Genomic DNA, 17,816 nt, shown 5'->3' on the forward strand with positions numbered 1-17,816 from the left:
TATTTTTTGTCAGTCCTTTTAAGATGCGCAATCGGAAAAAGACTCTTCCAAAAACGCATAAGCCAAACTTTCCAATGCGGAAACGGGCGATTGGTTATATACGCGTATGTACTCATACGAACGCCGAAGCGCTTCTCCTATACGCGTACGATAGGCAATACTTGCAGCATCCGCGGTTTGCGGGCCTTCGGCAGCTGTGTTGCGCGGCAAAGCCTGAAGCACGCCGTCAAAAAAAAGCGAAAGCATAATGCGCGGTTCAAAATTCTTTAAACGCTTTACCAAAGCATCGATGTCGGGTACGTCGTTATGCCGTAAGGAATCGGTAAAACTGCGGGCTTCCCGCTCTATATCCTCTACGCTTGCAGGCAAAAAGCCGTTCAAATAGGTACCTATCGAATCGAAACCGTCTTCGTGAAAAATACGCCGGACTACTTCCGATTGGCGCTCTGCACTGCGTTCGTTAAAGCTATAGGTGCGGACACGAGACAAAATTGTAGGCAAAACGGCGTTTTTCCGTTCGGCGGTTAAAATAAAAAACGCGTCGGCAGGAGGTTCTTCCAAAATTTTTAAAAGAGCGTTTTTTACGCTGTCCTGCATACGGTCGGCGTGTTCGAAAATGAGTACACGCTTTCCTTCGGATGCGCTAAGGCGCGCCCACGAGGATGCTTTACGTATTTGAGAAACGGGTATAGAATCGTACATAAATGAAGATTCAAGCTTTACGCATTGCGCGCAAAGATTTTCAAGCGTTTTTTCCAAAGCATCGGCTTCCTGCAAGGGGCGAAGGGGATCCAGTTCTTCCAAATATTCATCTATAACCGAAGTGATTGCGGCTATTTTTGAAACTTTTTCATCCCCTCCCCATAAAACCTGATTAAAGCGGGCTGTCAATTTACGAACGCTTCGTACAAAAAGATAGCGGGCAGCCGCAATATATGAGGCATTGTTTTGTGCGGCCGTTTTCAACGTTTTTGCCGCAGCGGCGATTTCCAAGGTACAGTCGCGGCTTCCGGCTAAAAGCAGCTCCGGGCTTACCAAACTTTTATGTTTTAAGCAGGACGGACAGGTACACTGCCACATTCCTTTCGGATTTGCCGAACAGGAAAGAACGCGCGCCGTTTCCAAGGCTGCGGTCAATTTTCCGGACATTGCAGGCCCTGCAAATAAGAGGGCTTGGGGAAGCGTTCCGCCCCTTATATCGTCTCCGATAAGAGAGGCGGCATTTTGGTATAAGAGGTTTTCAAACATGGAATCCTCCTAAAACCTTGTCCCAAAGCCGGAACGGAATCGGCATTTCCCCTGCAAAAAACGGAGATGCGGCAATAAAATCCTGCACCCTGCTTACGGGTTTTGCCAAAAATTTTTCCAAAACGGTGTGAAAAAAACTTGTATCCACAAGGGAGCCGATTTTAAACCAGGGCTGTGCATATAAGATGACGAGTACAAGGAAAATGAGCAATAAACCCTCGGCAGCTCCGAAAAAAAAGCCCAAAGCACGGTCCAAACCCTGTAATATGTCTCCCGAAAAAAAAGTACCCACAAAATGCTGAACCAGGCGGACAATCAAATACACAAATACAAATATCAACAAAAAGGCGAGAATCTGCGATACAAAGGCCGATTTAATATGACGGTTTATATAGGGCATAAGTTTTGCATAAAACATTACCGCAGCCAAAACACCCAAAACAAGGGAGGCCTTGCCGAAAAGCTCTTTTATAAAACCGTTTACCGCACCGTGAATTGCAATAAAAAGAATAATGACGATAAATACTATGTCAAGAAAATTAAATGTCATGTTGTGCTAATACTCCCGTATATAGAATATCGGCAATTTTGCGTGCGGACTTTTCCCCTCCGGCAGCTTTTAAGGCGGATTTTCCCATATCGGAACGGAAACCGGCATCCTTCATTTGTGTAAGATGCGATTTTAAAGCAGCCGACAAAGCATCCGGTTGAAGCCCGCCGGCGGCGCTTGAAGCGGATTGCGCTTCCAAAAGAAGGGCCGCTCCCTGATTTACAAACCAAGCCGCATTTTCAACCTGATCGCCTCTCGTACCCGCCCCGGCAAGGGGCAGTAAAAGCATGGGTTTTGCGCACACGGCGCATTCCCACAAACTGTTTGCTCCCGCTCGCGAAAAGACAATATCGCAGGCGGCTATAAGATGAGGCATCTGGGCATAGATAAAATCGTAGGGAAGATACCGCTTCCGCAAGCGCGCCGCTTCGAATTCGGCGCTCACCGCCCTTTCATAATCGCTTCCCTTCCCCGTTTGATGTACTACGATAAAATGCTCGCACAGCCAATCGAAATTTTTAAAAATCAAATCATTGATTTGCCGGGCCCCGCTTGAACCGCCGAGTACAAGCAAAAGAGGCTTTTCGGATTCCGCATCTTTCAAATCCAAAAAAGCGCGGCCTTGAGCGGCATCGGCATCGTAAAAAACGGGGCGCACGGGATTTCCCGTAACCAAAAGAGATGATTGCAGTTTTTCGGGGAAAAAGCGTTTCGACTGTTCATACGAAAGTAAAATACAGGCGGCAAAGCGGCTGTTTAAGCGTGTTGCAAGGCCGGGGGAAAAATCGCATTCATGGGTATATACGGGAATACCGAGCACCTTTGCCGCCGCACAGGGCGGAACGCTTACAAAGCCCCCCTTCGAAAAAACCGCAAGCGGTTTTATACGTTTTAAATAAAAAAGGGCGGTAAAAAAACCGGCGGCGATTTTAAACAGGTCAAACAGATTTTGCAGTGAAAAATACCGCCTGAGCTTACCTGAGGGAATGCCGACAAAGCCGTCAACGGAAGGAAGTCCCCGTCTATTGCGGTTTGCCTCCACCATATCCCTGTCCCGGCCCGAAGAAGAACCGAACCAGATAATACGCACTGAAGGGTCCCGCTCTTTCAGCTCATCGGCAACCGCCAGCCCCGGATAGATATGACCGCCCGTACCCCCTCCGGTACATACGACTGTTTTTACGATTTTTTTCATGGGCGGCCGGATGAAAATAAATCCATAGGAATCTGATTTTTAAATACCCTTGCATAATCGAGGGCGGATAAACCCATGCGATCTTTCATGCACACATCACCGCCGTTTTCAAAAAGAAGGCGGCAGATTTTTATATTGGAAATACCTGCGGCAAGAACCATAAGGGGCTGACCGTCCTTTGCAACCGTATCCAAACGGGCACCGGCTTTAACGAGAGTTTCGGCTACTTCGTAATTATTTTTCCATACGGCATCCATCAAAGCCGTGTATCCGCGGTCTTCGGAAGCCGCATCTATGTCGGCCCCCTGTTCTATAAGCCAGTTAACCAGCGCCGGCTTGTTACAGCGCACGGCAATACAGAGCATGGGAGTCCCCGCCGAATCGCGGATGCTCACATCCATACCCGCCTTCGGGAAAAGAGATGCGGTATTTTCATCGCCGCGTGCAATGTAGTTTGAAAATGAATCGGGTGTAAGAGGAATCCCGAGTTTAAACAGTTTTTTACGGACTTTTTCCTGTACTTCAAGCTTAACGTATATCGGAAAATCTTTTTTAAGAGTTTCAAGCAAGTCATCGACATCGGAAACAAGAGTGCCCGTTTCGCCGACTATAAAATCGGGAATATTGCCCGCGCCGGGGACTAAAAAAACGGGTATTTTTTTACCCGCAAATAAACCTGCCGCGTACATAAAGAGGGGTGACAGCGGTATATCCGAGGTATCTAAACAAATACAGTGGGTTGCCTCATCGATTTTACCGTGCAGCTCTTTAAAATTTTTGAAGGAACTTTCATGGCAAGCCGTAAATTTTCGGGTATCCGCCTTTAAAATCGTATAATTTACTTTTTTTGTGTCAAAAAAAGAAGTCAGGGCGTCGGTATGCCTTTTATCTTTTTTCCCCGTAATTATCAACCAATTCATAAGATTTCAGCAGCTTGAAGGTTAAATACGGCAAAAAGGCGCGCAGAACAAGGGCCGTATTCTCGGAATTTAAAAGGGGCTGTTCAAAAACCTGAGTTTTTGGCCAGCCCCTTTATGCCGCCGGACAGAATCGAACTGTCGACACATGGATTTTCAGTCCATTGCTCTACCGACTGAGCTACAGCGGCGTAACGTTGTATATAATACATATTTGCACGGTTTGTGTCAAGCGGGTAAACGAGGAAAAAATTGATGTTCTTCAAAATAAAACTTGACAAATTGTATTTTATAAAATAGCGTATAAGCAGGTTATGATAACAAAATGGGATGCTGCCGATTATTTAAATACTCAAAAAGATATAGCTATGTATTTGGATGAAATACTGAAGATAGCACGTGAAGATAATACACCGGAACTTTTTATCCAAGCTCTCGGCGATGTTACCCGTTCTAAAGGCATGAGTGAAGCGGCAAAAGAGATTCAAGTGGGTAGAGAAAGCCTTTATAAATCATTATCGGGAAAAGGCAATCCGTCGTTTTATACAATATTTAAAGTTCTTGATTTTTTAAACTTACAAATATCCATAGGACCGGTAAACAAAGAGAGTGCTGCAGTAATAAACAGCTAAGACGATTTTGATACTTTTGCGGCAGCATGAATGAGTGCCGCAACGGAATTCCTCAGTTCGGGGGAAAGACTGTCTATTTCACGCACAAGCTGCTTATATTTTTTAAATTTTGTCATATCATCGGCATTTTGTATATGTGAGGATTCACATTCCGTTCCGGTAACAAGATATTCTACGGACGTACCCAAGGCCCTTGCAAGCTTTACCGCAACCTCGGCATTCGGAATAACCGCCCTGCCGCTCACATAAGTGTCGATAGTCCGCTTACTTAATGACGGTATTGACTCTTTACAGACACCCAAATATACGTAATTTAAAAAATTTGATTCTTCCGATACAAAAACAAACTGGAATTTACCTGCATTTCTGTTCACAGAAAACTATTTGGCATACCGAAAAGAGTATACAAAAGCCATATTTCTGCTTTTAGGGCAATTAATTCTTTGGGCAATTCCAATCAGTATTCTTTTCATTCTTATTATTATAGATATCCCTCTTATTATATATCGGAATGCGACAAAGAGCCGATTATCAAAACAGTCCGGCGTAAAGGCGGAACCTTGTTTTAATTTTCAGTACTCTCCCCTACTCTCCGAAGGTATCTATAATAAACTGTACCGCGCTTACGGGAAGTTTAAGCCGCTGCGAAATAAGGTCGGCTGAAAGACCCTGCGCGTAAAGGCTCAAAGCCCGATCCCGCAAAGGAATTTCTTTTTCGGCCTCTCCGGGCGCTTCGTTAAGTATTTCAGGACCCGAATCTTGAGGATTTCGGCCCTGAAATCGGATTTCGGGCTCAGAGCCGGTATCCCGGCTGCGGTATGCTTCAAAATCGATGGCAAGCTGAATGCCTTCATCGGCAACGGGAGGAGTATACCCCGTATCGAGCTGCTCCTGACGCGTTTTTTTCCGGGAAGAAAACTTGCTTTGCGGAGCAAGTTTATTAAGCACCTTTTCTTCGCGCAAACGCGAGTTTTCTTCTTTTTGCAGCAGAGATAAGCGCTTATCGGCGATTTGCAAAAGTTCCCGCAAAGATTCGCGGCGACTTTCCATAAGGGTAATGTCTTCATCGACCGTACGGTTTATTTCAATTAAGAGCTTATCAACTTCGTTTTTTATATTTGAAAGCAAAATATCGGGGGAAAAGCTTTTTTTAAAACGGATAAAAAAAACCGCCCATAAAACGAGATTTATAACCGTAAGAAAAATCAATAACAGCGCTTCAGCCATATCTAGCCCGAAATATCTATGTGCCGGCCCAAACGCGGGTCTTTTAAAACTTCAAATACTTTTTCAGGGCTTTCTTCTTCCCGTGCATCCTTCTTTTTTTTGTCTTTTTTTTCTTCTTCCGCCGAAGAACCGCCCTTATTATTTTTTACCGCTCCCGGACCGTCTTCCTTTGCCGAAGCGGCTTCAACCGTTTGATGCAGTTCCTGCAAACGTTTTCCGTGTTCATCCTGCTGAATGGCATTTTGCAATTGAATGCCCTGTTGTTGATGAGCGACCGTTTTGGATACGGTTCCCAATTGAGAATAAAGGGTTTGCAAATCAATTGGTTGAATAGCCATCCGGACTCCGTTTTGTATCTTCTTCCGAAGGAGGCTCGTATTTACCGTAACGGACAAAGCCGTTTTCATAAAAAAAGGTTACGGCCTTGGTTTCGTTGCGTACTTCTTCTTTTACATCGCGGATAAAAATCTTTACTCCGGCATACACCATACCCGAAACCGAAATTTTACCTACAACCTTTAACTCGCGCAAATAAGCCTGCAGTTCCTGAATTTCGACGGTCATTTCATCGGTTTCCGCCTGAATATCGCTTTGCCGTGCAATAAAGGAGTTTAAGCTTTCTTCTTTATCATGCGGCAGGGTTTTACGTACCTTTTTTTGATTTTGCAGGGTTTGAATGTTCAATTCGATTTCATCAAGCTCTTTTGCAAGTTTTTCCTGCAGAGCAATCAATTCGTCGTGGCGTTTTTTCGCCTTCGGGTCAAACCCCACTTCAAGAATCGTTTCGCTTCCGCCGGTGCTGTTACCGATATTTTTGGCATAGATTTCTTCGGTTGCAAAAATATGGCCGCCTATGATGCTCGCCCGCTTTCCCTGGACAATAACCTTTTTGTTTGCCGTAACGGTCGAATTGATAATACCGTCGTGGACGATAATATATTCTCCGGATTCAACGGCGGCATTTTGAATAAATTTAGCCCATAAGGACTTGCCCGCTTTTACGATTCCCTTATCCTTTCCCATTATTCCCTGAGAAACGACTATATCGCCGTTATCGGCTTCAAGATGACTGCTTCCTACACTGCCGTGTACTTCGATATTGCCTGAAGCGTGGACGTCGAATCCGTCTTCAACGTTTCCTTTGATAATAACCGTACCCAAAAAGGTAATATTGCCGGTTTTTATATTGACGCCGTCAAGTTCCATAACCGGCTCGACGGTTATTTTATCGTTTACAAGTAAAACCTGACCGTTGACCGCGGCGAGAACGGTGCGGCCGTCCGTATCGAGGGTAACGTTTTTACCCATGGGAATATGGATATCTTTGCCGTTTTTTGCTTCCAAATAGCGGCCGAACAGGGTTTTTCCCCCTTTCCCGCGCTCGGCGGGAATCTTTTGTGCCAGGGGCTGGCCCTCGATAACGTTTTGAATAAGGTTCAATTCTTTAAAGTCGACCTGCCCCGATTCGGTTTCTTTTATACGAAGCTTGGAACGGTCGGTTTCAAAATTATATGCGATATAGGCATCCCGTCCGTCAACGGGCACCAAGCCTTCTGCCACCAGATAGGGAGTGCCGTACACGGGATTGTCCACAAAGGCCTCTATATATTCTTTGTTTATTCCGGCTACAATCCGCTGCGAATCGAGCATACGCAAAATACGATCCGCGGAAATCTCGGCTCCTCCGGTTGCCGGCGCCGAAGCGACGATATAGCCTTTCATCTCGTCGCCGCTTATATCGACGTAAAAACTTGCATCGCCTGCCTGGTTATGAGAATATAAGCCGACCGGTATATACTCGCCTTCCGAGCCCTGCTCCACCGTTTTTTTAACAATATTTTCTTCGAGGGAAAGCGTATCCGACCTCTTTAAGCGGAGCATTACATCTTCAAAATTAACGGGGACACCCTTGCCTATAGGCGGAACAACTTTAAGATTTATTTGCGAGCCGAAATAGCGGACATAGAAGGTACCGTTGACGTCCTTGGGCTTGCCGCCGTCTTCAAGGTCGTCCGCAAGGATATCCTTACCGCGTTTCTTTTTGGCAGCCTTTTGTAAAGATGCCGCATTTTGATAGGCTCTGATAAACCAGGGCCGCTTCATTAAGCCTGCAAAACCGTTAAAGCCCTGTTCGAGCACTTCGTATTCCAAGAGTATGGGACGGGTTTCCAACTGAGCGGCGGCATCGGCTAACGCTTCTTCGAGGCTGTCCGCACGAACTTCAACAAAACGGAGGTTTTGCTCGACTTCAAGCAGCTGCTCCATCTCGGTTCTGATTGTATCGAGGGTAATCATACAAAACCTCCGCCCTTACATAATCCCCTTGCGAATATTGGTCAGCTTTGTACGCAAATGGCTGTTTGCGCTTTTATGCAGCTGGGATACACGCGATTCGGTAACCTGCAGTACGGCCCCTATTTCTTTAAAGGTTAAATCTTCATGATAGTATAAAACCAATACCATTTTTTCTTTTTCGGGAAGCTCGTTTATAGCCTCCGTAATAATGCGCTTAACCTCTTCGCGCTCGACAATAACGTCGGGATTTAAACTCGCCGGAGATTCAATACTGTCTCCTATGGACATACGGTCGGCATCTTCACCCAAGTACCATACATCGTTTAAAGACAAAATACTGGTGCCGGAGACTTTAAGCACCATGCGGTGATAATCGGCCAAGCTCATATTCATTGCCGAAGCAACTTCTTCATCCGAGGGAGAACGGCCGAGCCGCGACTCAAGTTCTACGACCGTATCGTCTATTTCGCGGGATTTTTGACGTATGGAACGGGGTACCCAGTCCATTTGACGCAATTCGTCGAAAATAGCGCCCCGTATACGGGTGACGGCATAGGTCTGAAATTTAACGTTTTTTTCCGGGTCGTATTTATTGATTGCATCAAGCAAACCGAACTGGCCGAAGCCGACCAAATCGTCGAATTCGACATTGCCGGGCATACCGACGGCGAGTTTTCCGGCAACATATTTAACCAGCGGCATATATTGCCGTATAAAAGCGTCACGAATTTGCATCGAGTTCGTTTTTCGAAACTCAATCCAAAGTTCTTCTTCCGTTTTTTGCTCAAAAAGCGAAACTGCCATCTTCCACACCCTTTCCGTCTACGACTCTTTTTTCAAAGCAGTCCGTATAGCATCAGCTATATTTTTTGCATCGCTTATATCTACGGGATTATCCGCACGCGAAGCAGGCCCCCTCGAAGAAGATACGGGACTGAACGTATCGGTATCGTCTTCTTCATAATACTCTTCACCCGGAGCAAAACCGTCCATATCGGGAAGCTCGTCAATAAGAGCATCGCCGGCTTCCGTATCCGAAACACCTTCCGATAAAACTTCGGCATCCGAAACCTCTTCGACTGTTTCGGCATCATCGATAGCGGCACTTTCTTCGCGAGCATAAGATTCGGAAGAATAAGTTTCCGAAGCATCGGAAGCCTTGGAATCGGATGCCCCATTGCCGGATGCGGGCACAGTCTCTTTTGCAGCCTCCGCATAAGCCGAATCGGCCGTACGCCCGAGAGAAAGAGGCTGGAAACCTTCAGCAGTCCCGGTATCGTTTCCGCTTGAAGCCGAAAAATCCTTTTTCGCCGTTTTATCCGAATCTTCCGCTGCAGGGCCTTCGGTAAAAGCTTTAGACCGAACCGGAGCGGAAGGAGTATCTATAACCCTTGTACCGGGCGACAGTGCAAAATCGGGAGCAACATCGGAATCGGGCAATTCATCGTCGGCAAGGGTTATATCGACCACACTGCCGGAAGGAGAGGTTTTGGCGACTCCCGCAGACACATCCGCATCCGAGGCGCCTCCCAAAAAGATATTGTACAAAACGCCCAAACCGCCGAACAAAGCTCCCGAAAATACGGCCGATAATAAGGCGCGCAATAATATAACGAGAAAATCTACACGACCGATTATGCCTGCAATAAAAGATATAACAAGGCCAGCGGCAGCTCCCTTTATTGCGGTTTTCAGGTTAAACACCGGCTCCCCCTTGTTAGATTATGACAAAATCGCCCTAAGGTCAAGACGTTTTGCCGACAATCACCATTTTCGCCGTATTTTTCTGAAAAAACGGGCAAAACCTTCCTCCGTATCAAGTTTTGTTTTTTCAATACGGCCGACAATATGTTTTATACATACGGAACACTTTGCATTCGGCTGGGCGGCGATAAAGGGTTTTTGCCGCAAAACCGACGAGGATACGGCGGGGTCATCGTAGATAAACCCCAAATAATCTATTTGATAGTTTAAAAACTGTCCGACAATCGTAATAATGCGTTCGGCAACCCGCTTACCCTCGGCTGCCGAATGAGCCCGGTTTACCAAAAGCTTCAGGTTGGGTCTGTTGTCCAGCATTTCCGTTGCGATTATCTTTATAATGCCGTATGCATCGGTAATCGATGTGGGCTCGGGAGTTGTAACGACATACACTTCATCGGCGGCGGCAAGCAGGCCCAAAACGGTTTGCGCAATACCCGCACCCGTATCTATAATGATTATATCGGCACTCGACAGGGTCGTAAACTCCGAAGCAAAATAATCCATCTCTGCAGTGCTCAAATTCGCAATGCGTGAAAATCCGTTTGCCCCCGGAATAAATTGAAAGCCGAATTCGGTATCGGTTATAATCTCGGAGATACGCCTGCGGTTGTTGATTACATCGAGAAGATTTGCCTTCGGTGCAATTCCCAAAAGTACATTGACGTTTGCCATACCCATATCGCCGTCAATCAAAATAACCCTTTTTCCGGCCTGCGTATAAGCAATTGCCATATTTACCGCGATATTTGTTTTACCCACTCCCCCCTTACCGCTGGTGACGGCTATAATACGGGTTTTGTTCCCGTTTACAACCCGGTCTCCATGATAAGGTTCGCCCTTTTCCAAACGGCGCTGCATTATTGCCCGTAATTCGGATGCCTGATCTTCCATAGTCTTCATTCCGCTCCTTCCGGAGAAAATTTTCTGTCAATATGTTCTCTGTCTATTTTAAAATCGGCTAATTGAATAAGCATTCTTACTTGAGTTGCTTTTACAATATCACTGGGAACACGCTGACCGTCGGTGAAATAGGCCGCAGCCTTGTTTTTTTCGTCCATAATGCTGATAATACTGCCCAAACAGTCGGTTTCATCCATTTTTGTTACAATAAGGGATTCATAGCCGAAGATTTCATATTGCTGCATAACGGTACGCAAATCGCTTGCTTTAGTAGAGGCGGAAACGGTTAAAAATACGCGCGTCGGCAGTTTTTTTAAGTCCAATATATTACGCATCTTTGCCAATCCCTCATAGTCTTTAGGGCTGCGTCCGGTCGTATCGACCAAAATAATATCCACATCCTTGGAATACATGGTTAAAAGCTTTTGCATATCGTCGGCGGATTCGGCCAGCGACACGGGAATGTCCATCAATTCGCCGTAAGTTTCCAACTGCTGTTTTGCGCCTATACGATAGGTATCTATCGTAATAATGCGTACCCGCTTTCCTCCGGCGGAACCCTTTGCCGTCAAAGCCGCATATTTGGCCGCAAGCTTTGCAACCGAGGTTGTTTTTCCCACCCCCGTCGGTCCGACCAATACAATAACCTGAGGGTAAGACAGATATTCGGTTTTAACCGTACGAATCGTCTCACCTATCCAATCGACAACGGCTTTTTGCACAAAGTTAAAATCATCCAATTCTTCAAGGGAACAATCTTTGCGGATTTTATCGACAATCTTTTGTATATAAGAGGGGGTAAACTCGTTTTTACGCAGTAATTCGCGTATGCGCACAATAGCTGCCGGCTCTTCCGGACAGAGGGCCGATGTTTTTTCATCCAAACTGCGGTTCAGCTCGTGCAATTCATCCAAGATGAGTTTCATCTGAGGATTGCCGCCCCCGTTTGCTTCAAGAAATTTGCGTTTTTCTTTTTCAAAATCAAAAGCCGCAGGCACAAGGGGATTTTTCCGCGGTTCGGGCTGCAAAAGAGCATAGGTTACTTCATAGTGCTTTTTCTTAAAAAGGCCGAAAAAACCGTCCGGCGCTTTTTCTTCCCGTCGGATAATACGGAAATCGCTGCCGTAAATGCTGCGGAGTTTTTTTATACAGTCTTCAAGCGAATCGCCTCGCATAACCATGGGCGGCAATTCGGGTATATTAAGCGCCAACCTTTATTTCTCCCAAATTTTCAAGTTTTATATCGTTTACGATTTCCGGAACCGAAAGCACGACGATATTCGGCATTTCGCGCTCCGTACTTGCCTTTATTAAAATACGGGTTTCTTCAGGACACAAAATAACCGGCATAAACCCCTTACCTTGAGCGGCGGCGACGGCTGCACTTACCGCGGCTATCCAATTATGCTGATCGGCGGGTTCCAAAGCTGCTATGGGACCGTTGACCGTATTTACACGGCTTGCGGCCAGTTTTTGCAAAAAACCGGGTTCGACGGTGAGTACGTGCATTACGCGGTTTTCATCGGAATACTGTAAACAGATTTGACGTCCCAAAGCTTGACGTACCTTTTCAACCAATACATCGGTTTGTGTCGTTACCGGACCGAAGTCGGCAAGGGTTTCGAAAATAACCACCATATTGCGGATTGAAACCTGTTCCCGAAGCAAGCCTTGAAGCACTTTTTGAATTGCCCCCGTATTGAATATTTTCGTAACTTCTTCGACAACCGCCGGAAATTCTTTTTTAAGCGTATCGACGATGGACTGTACTTCCTGCCGGCCTAAAATTTCGGCCGCATGAGCTTTGATTAATTCGGTTAAATGGGTCGCTATTATCGTCGGCGGGTCAACCACGGCATAACCTGCACGTTCGGCACGTTCGCGCTCGGCTTCGGACACCCAGACAGCCGGAAGACCGAAGGCGGGATCCGAAGTCGGTTCTCCGGTAACTTCTTCGGTTACCGAGCCCGTGTTCATACACATGTACCAGCCCATACGGATAACGCTGGAACCCACGGTTGCACCCTTGATTTTAAAACAGTATTCATTGGGCCCAAGCTGCATATTGTCTATAATGCGGATAGGCGGAACCACAAGCCCCATATCCAGAGCCGATTCCCGCCTGATACGCGTAATGCGCTCCAAAAGCTCGGCTCCCTTTTCTTTATCAACCAGAGGAATAAGAGCAAAGCCCAATTCCAGGGACAGGGGGTCCAGGGGGACTACGGGACTTATATCCGCCGTAGAACCGCCCTGCGTTTGGCGGCGTTCGGTTTCTTTTGCAAGTTTTGCTGCAAATGATTTTTCCTGCTGCAGTTTTAATTTGCGGCCGATATAAAAGAGGATTGCTCCCATCGGAATAAGTACGTACCAGGGAAAGCCGGGTAAAAAGCCTATAAGACCCATCGTAACGCCGGCAACGTAATAAATCCATGCGTTTTGCGAAAACTGCTTTTGTAAATCCTCACCCATCGAAGACTTACCGTCGGAGGCGGATCGGGTAACGATAATACCCGTTGCAACCGAGATAAACAACGAAGGAATCTGGGAAAGCAAACCGTCACCGATGGTAAATTTTGCATAGGTTTGTATGGCCAAACTGAACGGTTCCTTATGCAAAGACATACCGAAAATAATACCGACGATGAGGTTTATAGCCGTTATAAAAATACCGACCTTTACGTTTCCCGATACGAACTTGGTAGCACCGTCCATAGAGCCGTAAAAGCCCGCCTCACGCTGTATTTCAAGCTTTTTAAAGCGCGCTTCTTCTTCGGTGATTGCCCCCTGATTGTATTCTGATTCGACGGCGGCCTGTTTCATCGGCATGGCATCGAGGGTAAAGCGCGCGGCAACTTCGGCAATACGGGTTGCTCCCTTGGTGATGACAAAGGCCTGAACGGCTATCAATACGATAAAGATAACCAAACCTATAACGAGGCCCTCCGTACCGGAGCTTCCGACAACAAAGCTTCCGAAGGCGGTGATCAGCTGTCCTTTAAATTTCGCTCCCTGGGTCAATATAAGGCGGGTAGACGATACATTGAGCGCAAGACTGTATACGGTGGAAATAAGGAGCATGGTCGGAAAAAACGAAAAGTCTATTGCACGCGGCGTATACATAACGATGAGCAAAATAAGCAAGGCAAGCAAAAGATTTACCGCCATCAGTGTATCGAGCAATACGGTCGGAAGCGGTATAATAAGCATAAAGACAACGGCGATGACGGCGACCGCCAATGCTATATCGGAAGATTTTTTTATAGAATTACCATTGTCCGCCATAGTTCCCACCCGTTATATTTTTTTCCCCTTTATAGCATACACTTTTCCGAGTATTGTTGCAAGGACGGTATAATAAGATTCCGGTATTATATCGCCGACTTCAGCTTCTGCATAGAGGGCGCGGGCAAGCGGACGGTTTTCAACCATGGGAACATCGTTTTCCTTTGCAATTTCTTTAATGCGCTGAGCAAGAAGATCCTGCCCCTTGGCCGTTACCATCGGTCCTTGCATAACTTCTTTATCGTACAAAACCGCAACCGCAAAGTGGGTCGGGTTTGTAATAACCACATCGGCCTTTGCCACATTGTCGCGGATATTCGCCTGCATCAGTTCCCTCATAAATTGACGCAGCCTGCTTTTTACCAAAGGGTCTCCTTCCATTGTTTTGAATTCTTCTTTTACTTCCTGTTTGGTCATTTTCATCGATTCGATAAACTGACGGCGCTGTACAAGATAGTCGGGAACCGCAATCGCAAGAAAAATAACGGCTGCCGTAACGAGAATTTTTGCGGCCATAAAGGCTATATGGGTAATACCCTTCCATAAATTGATATTCAATAAAGAAAGCAGATTCGGTAAATCGTCTTTGATTGTTATATAGGCGGCAAAAAAGATAACCGCAACCTTTAAAAGCGATTTGAATACGTTAAAAGCGCCTTCAAAAGAAAAGAGGGTTTTGCGAAAATAATTGCCTAAACGCGGCACTATTTTTGAAAATTTCGGTTCTATGGGTTTAAGCGAAAAAATAAAGCCCCTGTTTTGAATAATATTGGCTGCAATACCTGCCGCAAGGGCCGTCAAAGCAATGGGTGTTACCATTTTAATAAAATAATGAAAAAAAGCGCGCACAAGCAATCCGTTAAGGTCGGCTTCGGTACAGCGCTCAAAATAAAAACGGATGATTTCGACGCTTTGCCTGAAAAGCCGCGGCGCAAGAAAAATCATCGTTAAAACGGGCAAAAGCATCACAAGGGCGCCGTTTAATTCCTGGCTTTTTGCAACACGTCCTTCTTCACGGGCTTTACGCAGCTTATACTCGGAAGGCTGTTCGGTTCTGCCTTCATCTTCGGCGGCAAACCACTGTAAGTCTATGCGGTACAAATCGGTACTCATATACTTTGTCCCGTGTTTGCAAACAAGCGCTCAAGATTTAAAAATCCGGCATCGAATAAACGTATAAAAAAATCGGCCATATAAGGCAGTAAAACCGTCAATAAAAAAAAGGCTGTTAAAATCGTAATGGGAAGACCTTCGGACAAGAGGTTCATCTGCGGGGCGGCCTTTGATAAAATACCCATGGAAACGGCAACTAAAAAAAGGGTGCCGACCATGGGAAGGGCAATCACCATCGCGTCAAAAAACAGTTTGGAAAGACCGCGCAATAAAAAGTTCAAAAAATCCTGACGGTGTGCAAGCAGGGTAAAAGAGTTTAAGCTTTCAAAGCTGTTTAAAATCCCCGTTAAAAAAAGTTTTTGAAAGCCGCCCGTTTGCAAAAAAAGCACGAGGGCGATAAGGTTTAAATACTGGCCCATTAGGGGATTTTCTATTTGCGCCAAAGCATCGTATACTTCCGATGCGCCGAAGCCCATTTGATAGGTAAAAAATTGTCCTGCGGAACTGAAGGCGGCAAAGAGCATTGAAATATAAAAGCCGCTTATAATGCCGAGCATAGCTTCGCCGATTAAAATAAACAGATATTCCAAACTGTAGGGTTCTACGTTCCAGCCTGCGGCATAGGCAAAGGGGAGCACCAAAAAAGAGGCATAACCTGCAAGGGCAACGCGGGCGGCACGGGGAACAGCCGCGGAAGCCAAAAGCGGGAGCGTTAAAAAAAGGGCTGCACAGCGGGCTGCAACAAGCAAAAAAAGCGGAGCGCGTGCAACTATTTCATTTAACATCTTTCAGTTTCCTCCCGAAACACCGATAAAGGACTTCCGATACTCGCTGCCCGCACCGCTTCCGGCGCTCGGTACAGAAGCCCGGTTTGAGCACCCGGTATCAGCGCCGCTTTAACGCCGGCACTACCGCCGCTTTCAGCGCACGGTGTTACCGCGTTATCCGCCCTATCGCCGAAAAAATATTGATTGTATACTGGCGCATGGAGGTAAACATCCAGCCGCCGAGCAGGGCAAGGACAATCAAAATGGTTACGAGCTTCGGCACAAAGGTAAGCGTTTGCTCCTGAATGGACGTGGTTGCCTGAAAAACGGCTACAATCAAGCCGACAATCAGTGCAGAGCCCAAAACGGGGGCAGCCATCAATAAAATCTGAAAAACACCGTCACGAAGCAGGGTTACCAGCATACCTATAGACATTTACATCCTCCGTCAGGGTATAATCGAACTGAATAATTGCCGGGTTAAAAGCCCCCAGCCGTCAACCAAAATAAACAAAATCAATTTAAAGGGCATCGAAATCTGTACGGGCGGAAGCATTATCATACCCATGGACATGAGGATACTGGCAACCACCATATCGATAACGATAAACGGAATATAAAGTAAAATACCTATGCGGAAGGCAACCGTCAATTCGTGCAAAACAAAGGCCGGAATCAGGGCGTAGGTGGGAACATCGGCGAGGGTTTCAGGCTTGTCGAGTTTTCCCAAAGACATAAAAAGCGAAATATAGTCGGTATTGTTTGCCATCTGCTTGTACATAAAAATCCGAAGCGGAACCTCGGCTTCGCTTAAAGCGCGTTCTATGGGAATCTCCCCCTCGGACAGCGGCTTAAAAGCGTTGTTGTAAATACCCGTAAAGGTGGGCCACATAACAAAGAGGGTTAAAAAAAGGGCGATACCGTTTAACACCGAAGCCGGCGGAACCTGCTGTAAAGAAAGGGCGCGCTTTATAAAATCAAGCACAATCGAAAAACGCAAAAAACAGGTAACCAAAAGAAGGATACTCGGCGCAAGGGTTAAAATCGTCAATAAAAGCAAAAGCTGCACATAAAACGAAATTTCGTTTCCCGTTTGTGCGCGCCGTATCTGCACATCGATTGTCGGAATCTGCACGGGTGTTACCCTTCCGTCCATTTGAGCGGTACCGCGCGTACTTCCCTGCGGAAAAGTTTCGGTTCTTTGCGCCGAAGAGCCGCCCGCCGGGGCACTTTGAGCTTCAAGGGCAGCTGCGAAAAAGAAGCTTACAAAAAGAATGCAGAGTACAAGGGCTGCTTTGTACTTTTTACTCACTTTTGCCTCCAAAACGGCTGCGCTGTTTTTTTAAAAGGGCTTCGGTTTGACTTGCCGTACTGCTGAATGCGGCAAAAATTTGGGCAAAATCTTTGGGCTTTTCGGCAGGCGCTTTTTCGGCTTCCAAAATCAAAGCGTCGATAAGCTCCTTGTCCTTAATTTCGGCAATGAGATTTACTCCCGCCTCCGAAACGCCCACAAGCCAGGCCGCACCGGGCATGGTGAGCGCATGTACGGACTTACCGGGTCCGAGAGAAAGGGATACGGCTTTTTTTAAAAAAGGATTATCGGGCGTTTTCGGATACAAGCCTTTTTTCAAAAAGAACACAAGGGCGTAAATCAAGGCAATTACAAGGGCTAAAACCAAAATCATACGGATAAAAAGCCACAGGGTACTTGAAGCCGTCCCGTCATCCGATCCTGTGCCCGAACCGGTTTTCGCATTAGGCACACCGGACAAATCGGAAAGGGTATCGGAGCTGTCGGAGCCTATAATAAAGCTTTTTTCCGCTTCCGAAGTAAAAGACGCTCCCTGAGCGCGCGCTCGTTGAGCGGGCTCACCTTGTGAATACAAAAAAGAAGGCGCACAAAGAAAAAGCGCGGTCACCGTA

19 protein-coding genes and 1 tRNA gene are annotated in these 17,816 nt (G+C 46.4%); 1 reads left to right on the forward strand and 19 read right to left on the reverse strand.

Annotation, left to right across the window (positions count from 1 at the left end; translation table 11 throughout):
* Positions 1–18: 18 nt before the first annotated feature.
* The 5 genes from V1L52_RS07190 to V1L52_RS07210 all read right to left on the reverse strand — a co-directional run bounded on the left by V1L52_RS07190 (position 19) and on the right by V1L52_RS07210 (position 4,101).
* Positions 19–1,248, reverse strand: a complete 1,230-nt coding sequence (locus tag V1L52_RS07190; RefSeq protein WP_428768302.1) for a DNA polymerase III — start codon at positions 1,246–1,248, stop codon at positions 19–21.
* Positions 1,241–1,798, reverse strand: coding sequence for a CvpA family protein (locus V1L52_RS07195; protein ID WP_428768304.1), 558 nt, complete (start codon positions 1,796–1,798; stop codon positions 1,241–1,243). The genes V1L52_RS07190 and V1L52_RS07195 overlap by 8 nt, the downstream gene beginning before the upstream one ends.
* On the reverse strand, positions 1,788–2,993 hold the full coding sequence (locus tag V1L52_RS07200; protein ID WP_428768306.1) for a UDP-N-acetylglucosamine--N-acetylmuramyl-(pentapeptide) pyrophosphoryl-undecaprenol N-acetylglucosamine transferase: 1,206 nt from the start codon (positions 2,991–2,993) through the stop codon (positions 1,788–1,790). The genes V1L52_RS07195 and V1L52_RS07200 overlap by 11 nt, the downstream gene beginning before the upstream one ends.
* Positions 2,990–3,913: an ankyrin repeat domain-containing protein gene (locus V1L52_RS07205; RefSeq protein WP_428768308.1), complete on the reverse strand. Its 924-nt coding sequence runs from the start codon at positions 3,911–3,913 to the stop codon at positions 2,990–2,992. Before V1L52_RS07205 ends, V1L52_RS07200 begins: the two co-directional genes overlap by 4 nt.
* Positions 3,914–4,028: 115 nt before the next feature.
* Positions 4,029–4,101, reverse strand: a tRNA-Phe gene (locus tag V1L52_RS07210).
* Between the two features lie 123 nt (positions 4,102–4,224).
* Between V1L52_RS07210 and V1L52_RS07215 the strand changes: the two genes are divergently transcribed.
* A complete protein-coding gene (locus V1L52_RS07215; RefSeq protein ID WP_428768310.1) occupies positions 4,225–4,542 on the forward strand; it encodes an addiction module antidote protein in 318 nt (105 codons plus the stop codon).
* Here the strand turns inward: V1L52_RS07215 and V1L52_RS07220 are convergent.
* The 14 genes from V1L52_RS07220 to V1L52_RS07285 form a co-directional block, all read right to left on the reverse strand.
* Positions 4,539–4,916, reverse strand: a complete 378-nt coding sequence (locus V1L52_RS07220) for a hypothetical protein (protein WP_428768312.1) — start codon at positions 4,914–4,916, stop codon at positions 4,539–4,541. The genes V1L52_RS07215 and V1L52_RS07220 overlap by 4 nt on opposite strands.
* 211 nt (positions 4,917–5,127) lie before the next feature.
* Entirely contained in the window at positions 5,128–5,769 is a 642-nt protein-coding gene (locus V1L52_RS07225; protein WP_428768314.1) for a hypothetical protein, read from the reverse strand.
* Between the two features lie 2 nt (positions 5,770–5,771).
* On the reverse strand, positions 5,772–6,107 hold the full coding sequence (locus V1L52_RS07230) for a hypothetical protein (protein ID WP_428768315.1): 336 nt from the start codon (positions 6,105–6,107) through the stop codon (positions 5,772–5,774).
* A complete protein-coding gene (locus V1L52_RS07235) occupies positions 6,088–8,064 on the reverse strand; it encodes a FapA family protein (protein WP_428768317.1) in 1,977 nt (658 codons plus the stop codon). The genes V1L52_RS07230 and V1L52_RS07235 overlap by 20 nt, the downstream gene beginning before the upstream one ends.
* Positions 8,065–8,079: 15 nt before the next feature.
* Positions 8,080–8,868, reverse strand: a complete 789-nt coding sequence (gene whiG, locus V1L52_RS07240; RefSeq protein WP_428768319.1) for an RNA polymerase sigma factor WhiG — start codon at positions 8,866–8,868, stop codon at positions 8,080–8,082.
* A gap of 18 nt (positions 8,869–8,886) precedes the next feature.
* The gene (locus V1L52_RS07245) at positions 8,887–9,768 is read right to left on the reverse strand and encodes a hypothetical protein (protein WP_428768321.1); all 882 of its coding nucleotides are present in this window, start codon (positions 9,766–9,768) and stop codon (positions 8,887–8,889) included.
* A 60-nt stretch (positions 9,769–9,828) separates the two neighbouring features.
* Entirely contained in the window at positions 9,829–10,719 is an 891-nt protein-coding gene (locus V1L52_RS07250; protein WP_428771798.1) for a MinD/ParA family protein, read from the reverse strand.
* 5 nt (positions 10,720–10,724) lie between these two features.
* Complete coding sequence (locus V1L52_RS07255; RefSeq protein ID WP_428768323.1) at positions 10,725–11,939, reverse strand: flagellar biosynthesis protein FlhF; 1,215 nt, start codon at positions 11,937–11,939, stop codon at positions 10,725–10,727.
* Complete coding sequence (flhA, locus tag V1L52_RS07260) at positions 11,929–14,013, reverse strand: flagellar biosynthesis protein FlhA (protein ID WP_428768324.1); 2,085 nt, start codon at positions 14,011–14,013, stop codon at positions 11,929–11,931. Before flhA ends, V1L52_RS07255 begins: the two co-directional genes overlap by 11 nt.
* 12 nt (positions 14,014–14,025) lie before the next feature.
* Positions 14,026–15,126 carry a flagellar biosynthesis protein FlhB gene (flhB, locus tag V1L52_RS07265; RefSeq protein WP_428768326.1) on the reverse strand — a complete coding sequence of 367 codons (1,101 nt, stop codon included), beginning with the start codon at positions 15,124–15,126 and terminating at the stop codon, positions 14,026–14,028.
* Complete coding sequence (gene fliR / locus V1L52_RS07270; RefSeq protein ID WP_428768328.1) at positions 15,123–15,911, reverse strand: flagellar biosynthetic protein FliR; 789 nt, start codon at positions 15,909–15,911, stop codon at positions 15,123–15,125. The genes flhB and fliR overlap by 4 nt, the downstream gene beginning before the upstream one ends.
* 148 nt (positions 15,912–16,059) lie before the next feature.
* Positions 16,060–16,329: a flagellar biosynthesis protein FliQ gene (gene fliQ / locus V1L52_RS07275; RefSeq protein ID WP_428768330.1), complete on the reverse strand. Its 270-nt coding sequence runs from the start codon at positions 16,327–16,329 to the stop codon at positions 16,060–16,062.
* Positions 16,330–16,341: 12 nt separating this feature from the next.
* A complete protein-coding gene (gene fliP, locus V1L52_RS07280) occupies positions 16,342–17,205 on the reverse strand; it encodes a flagellar type III secretion system pore protein FliP (RefSeq protein WP_428768332.1) in 864 nt (287 codons plus the stop codon).
* Positions 17,198–17,812 (reverse strand): FliO/MopB family protein, encoded by a 615-nt coding sequence (locus tag V1L52_RS07285; RefSeq protein ID WP_428768334.1) that lies wholly within the window; start codon positions 17,810–17,812, stop codon positions 17,198–17,200. The genes fliP and V1L52_RS07285 overlap by 8 nt, the downstream gene beginning before the upstream one ends.
* Positions 17,813–17,816: the final 4 nt, after the last annotated feature.

The organism is Treponema sp. HNW (assembly GCF_050320395.1).
Classification (GTDB): Bacteria; Spirochaetota; Spirochaetia; order Treponematales; family Treponemataceae; genus Treponema_C.

Excerpts from the sequence above, each read along its gene's own strand:
- V1L52_RS07190 (WP_428768302.1), bottom strand. The coding sequence starts at position 1,248 with ATGTTTGAAAACCTCTTATACCAAAATGCCGCCTCTCTTATCGGAGAC.
- V1L52_RS07250 (WP_428771798.1), bottom strand. The coding sequence starts at position 10,719 with ATGGAAGATCAGGCATCCGAATTACGGGCAATAATGCAGCGCCGTTTG.
- fliQ (WP_428768330.1), bottom strand. The coding sequence starts at position 16,329 with ATGTCTATAGGTATGCTGGTAACCCTGCTTCGTGACGGTGTTTTTCAG.
- V1L52_RS07230 (WP_428768315.1), bottom strand. The coding sequence starts at position 6,107 with ATGGCTATTCAACCAATTGATTTGCAAACCCTTTATTCTCAATTGGGA.
- V1L52_RS07195 (WP_428768304.1), bottom strand. The coding sequence starts at position 1,798 with ATGACATTTAATTTTCTTGACATAGTATTTATCGTCATTATTCTTTTT.
- V1L52_RS07215 (WP_428768310.1), top strand. The coding sequence starts at position 4,225 with ATGATAACAAAATGGGATGCTGCCGATTATTTAAATACTCAAAAAGAT.
- V1L52_RS07225 (WP_428768314.1), bottom strand. The coding sequence starts at position 5,769 with ATGGCTGAAGCGCTGTTATTGATTTTTCTTACGGTTATAAATCTCGTT.
- V1L52_RS07200 (WP_428768306.1), bottom strand. The coding sequence starts at position 2,993 with ATGAAAAAAATCGTAAAAACAGTCGTATGTACCGGAGGGGGTACGGGC.
- whiG (WP_428768319.1), bottom strand. The coding sequence starts at position 8,868 with ATGGCAGTTTCGCTTTTTGAGCAAAAAACGGAAGAAGAACTTTGGATT.
- flhA (WP_428768324.1), bottom strand. The coding sequence starts at position 14,013 with ATGGCGGACAATGGTAATTCTATAAAAAAATCTTCCGATATAGCATTG.
- V1L52_RS07205 (WP_428768308.1), bottom strand. The coding sequence starts at position 3,913 with ATGAATTGGTTGATAATTACGGGGAAAAAAGATAAAAGGCATACCGAC.
- V1L52_RS07235 (WP_428768317.1), bottom strand. The coding sequence starts at position 8,064 with ATGATTACCCTCGATACAATCAGAACCGAGATGGAGCAGCTGCTTGAA.
- flhB (WP_428768326.1), bottom strand. The coding sequence starts at position 15,126 with ATGAGTACCGATTTGTACCGCATAGACTTACAGTGGTTTGCCGCCGAA.
- fliR (WP_428768328.1), bottom strand. The coding sequence starts at position 15,911 with ATGTTAAATGAAATAGTTGCACGCGCTCCGCTTTTTTTGCTTGTTGCA.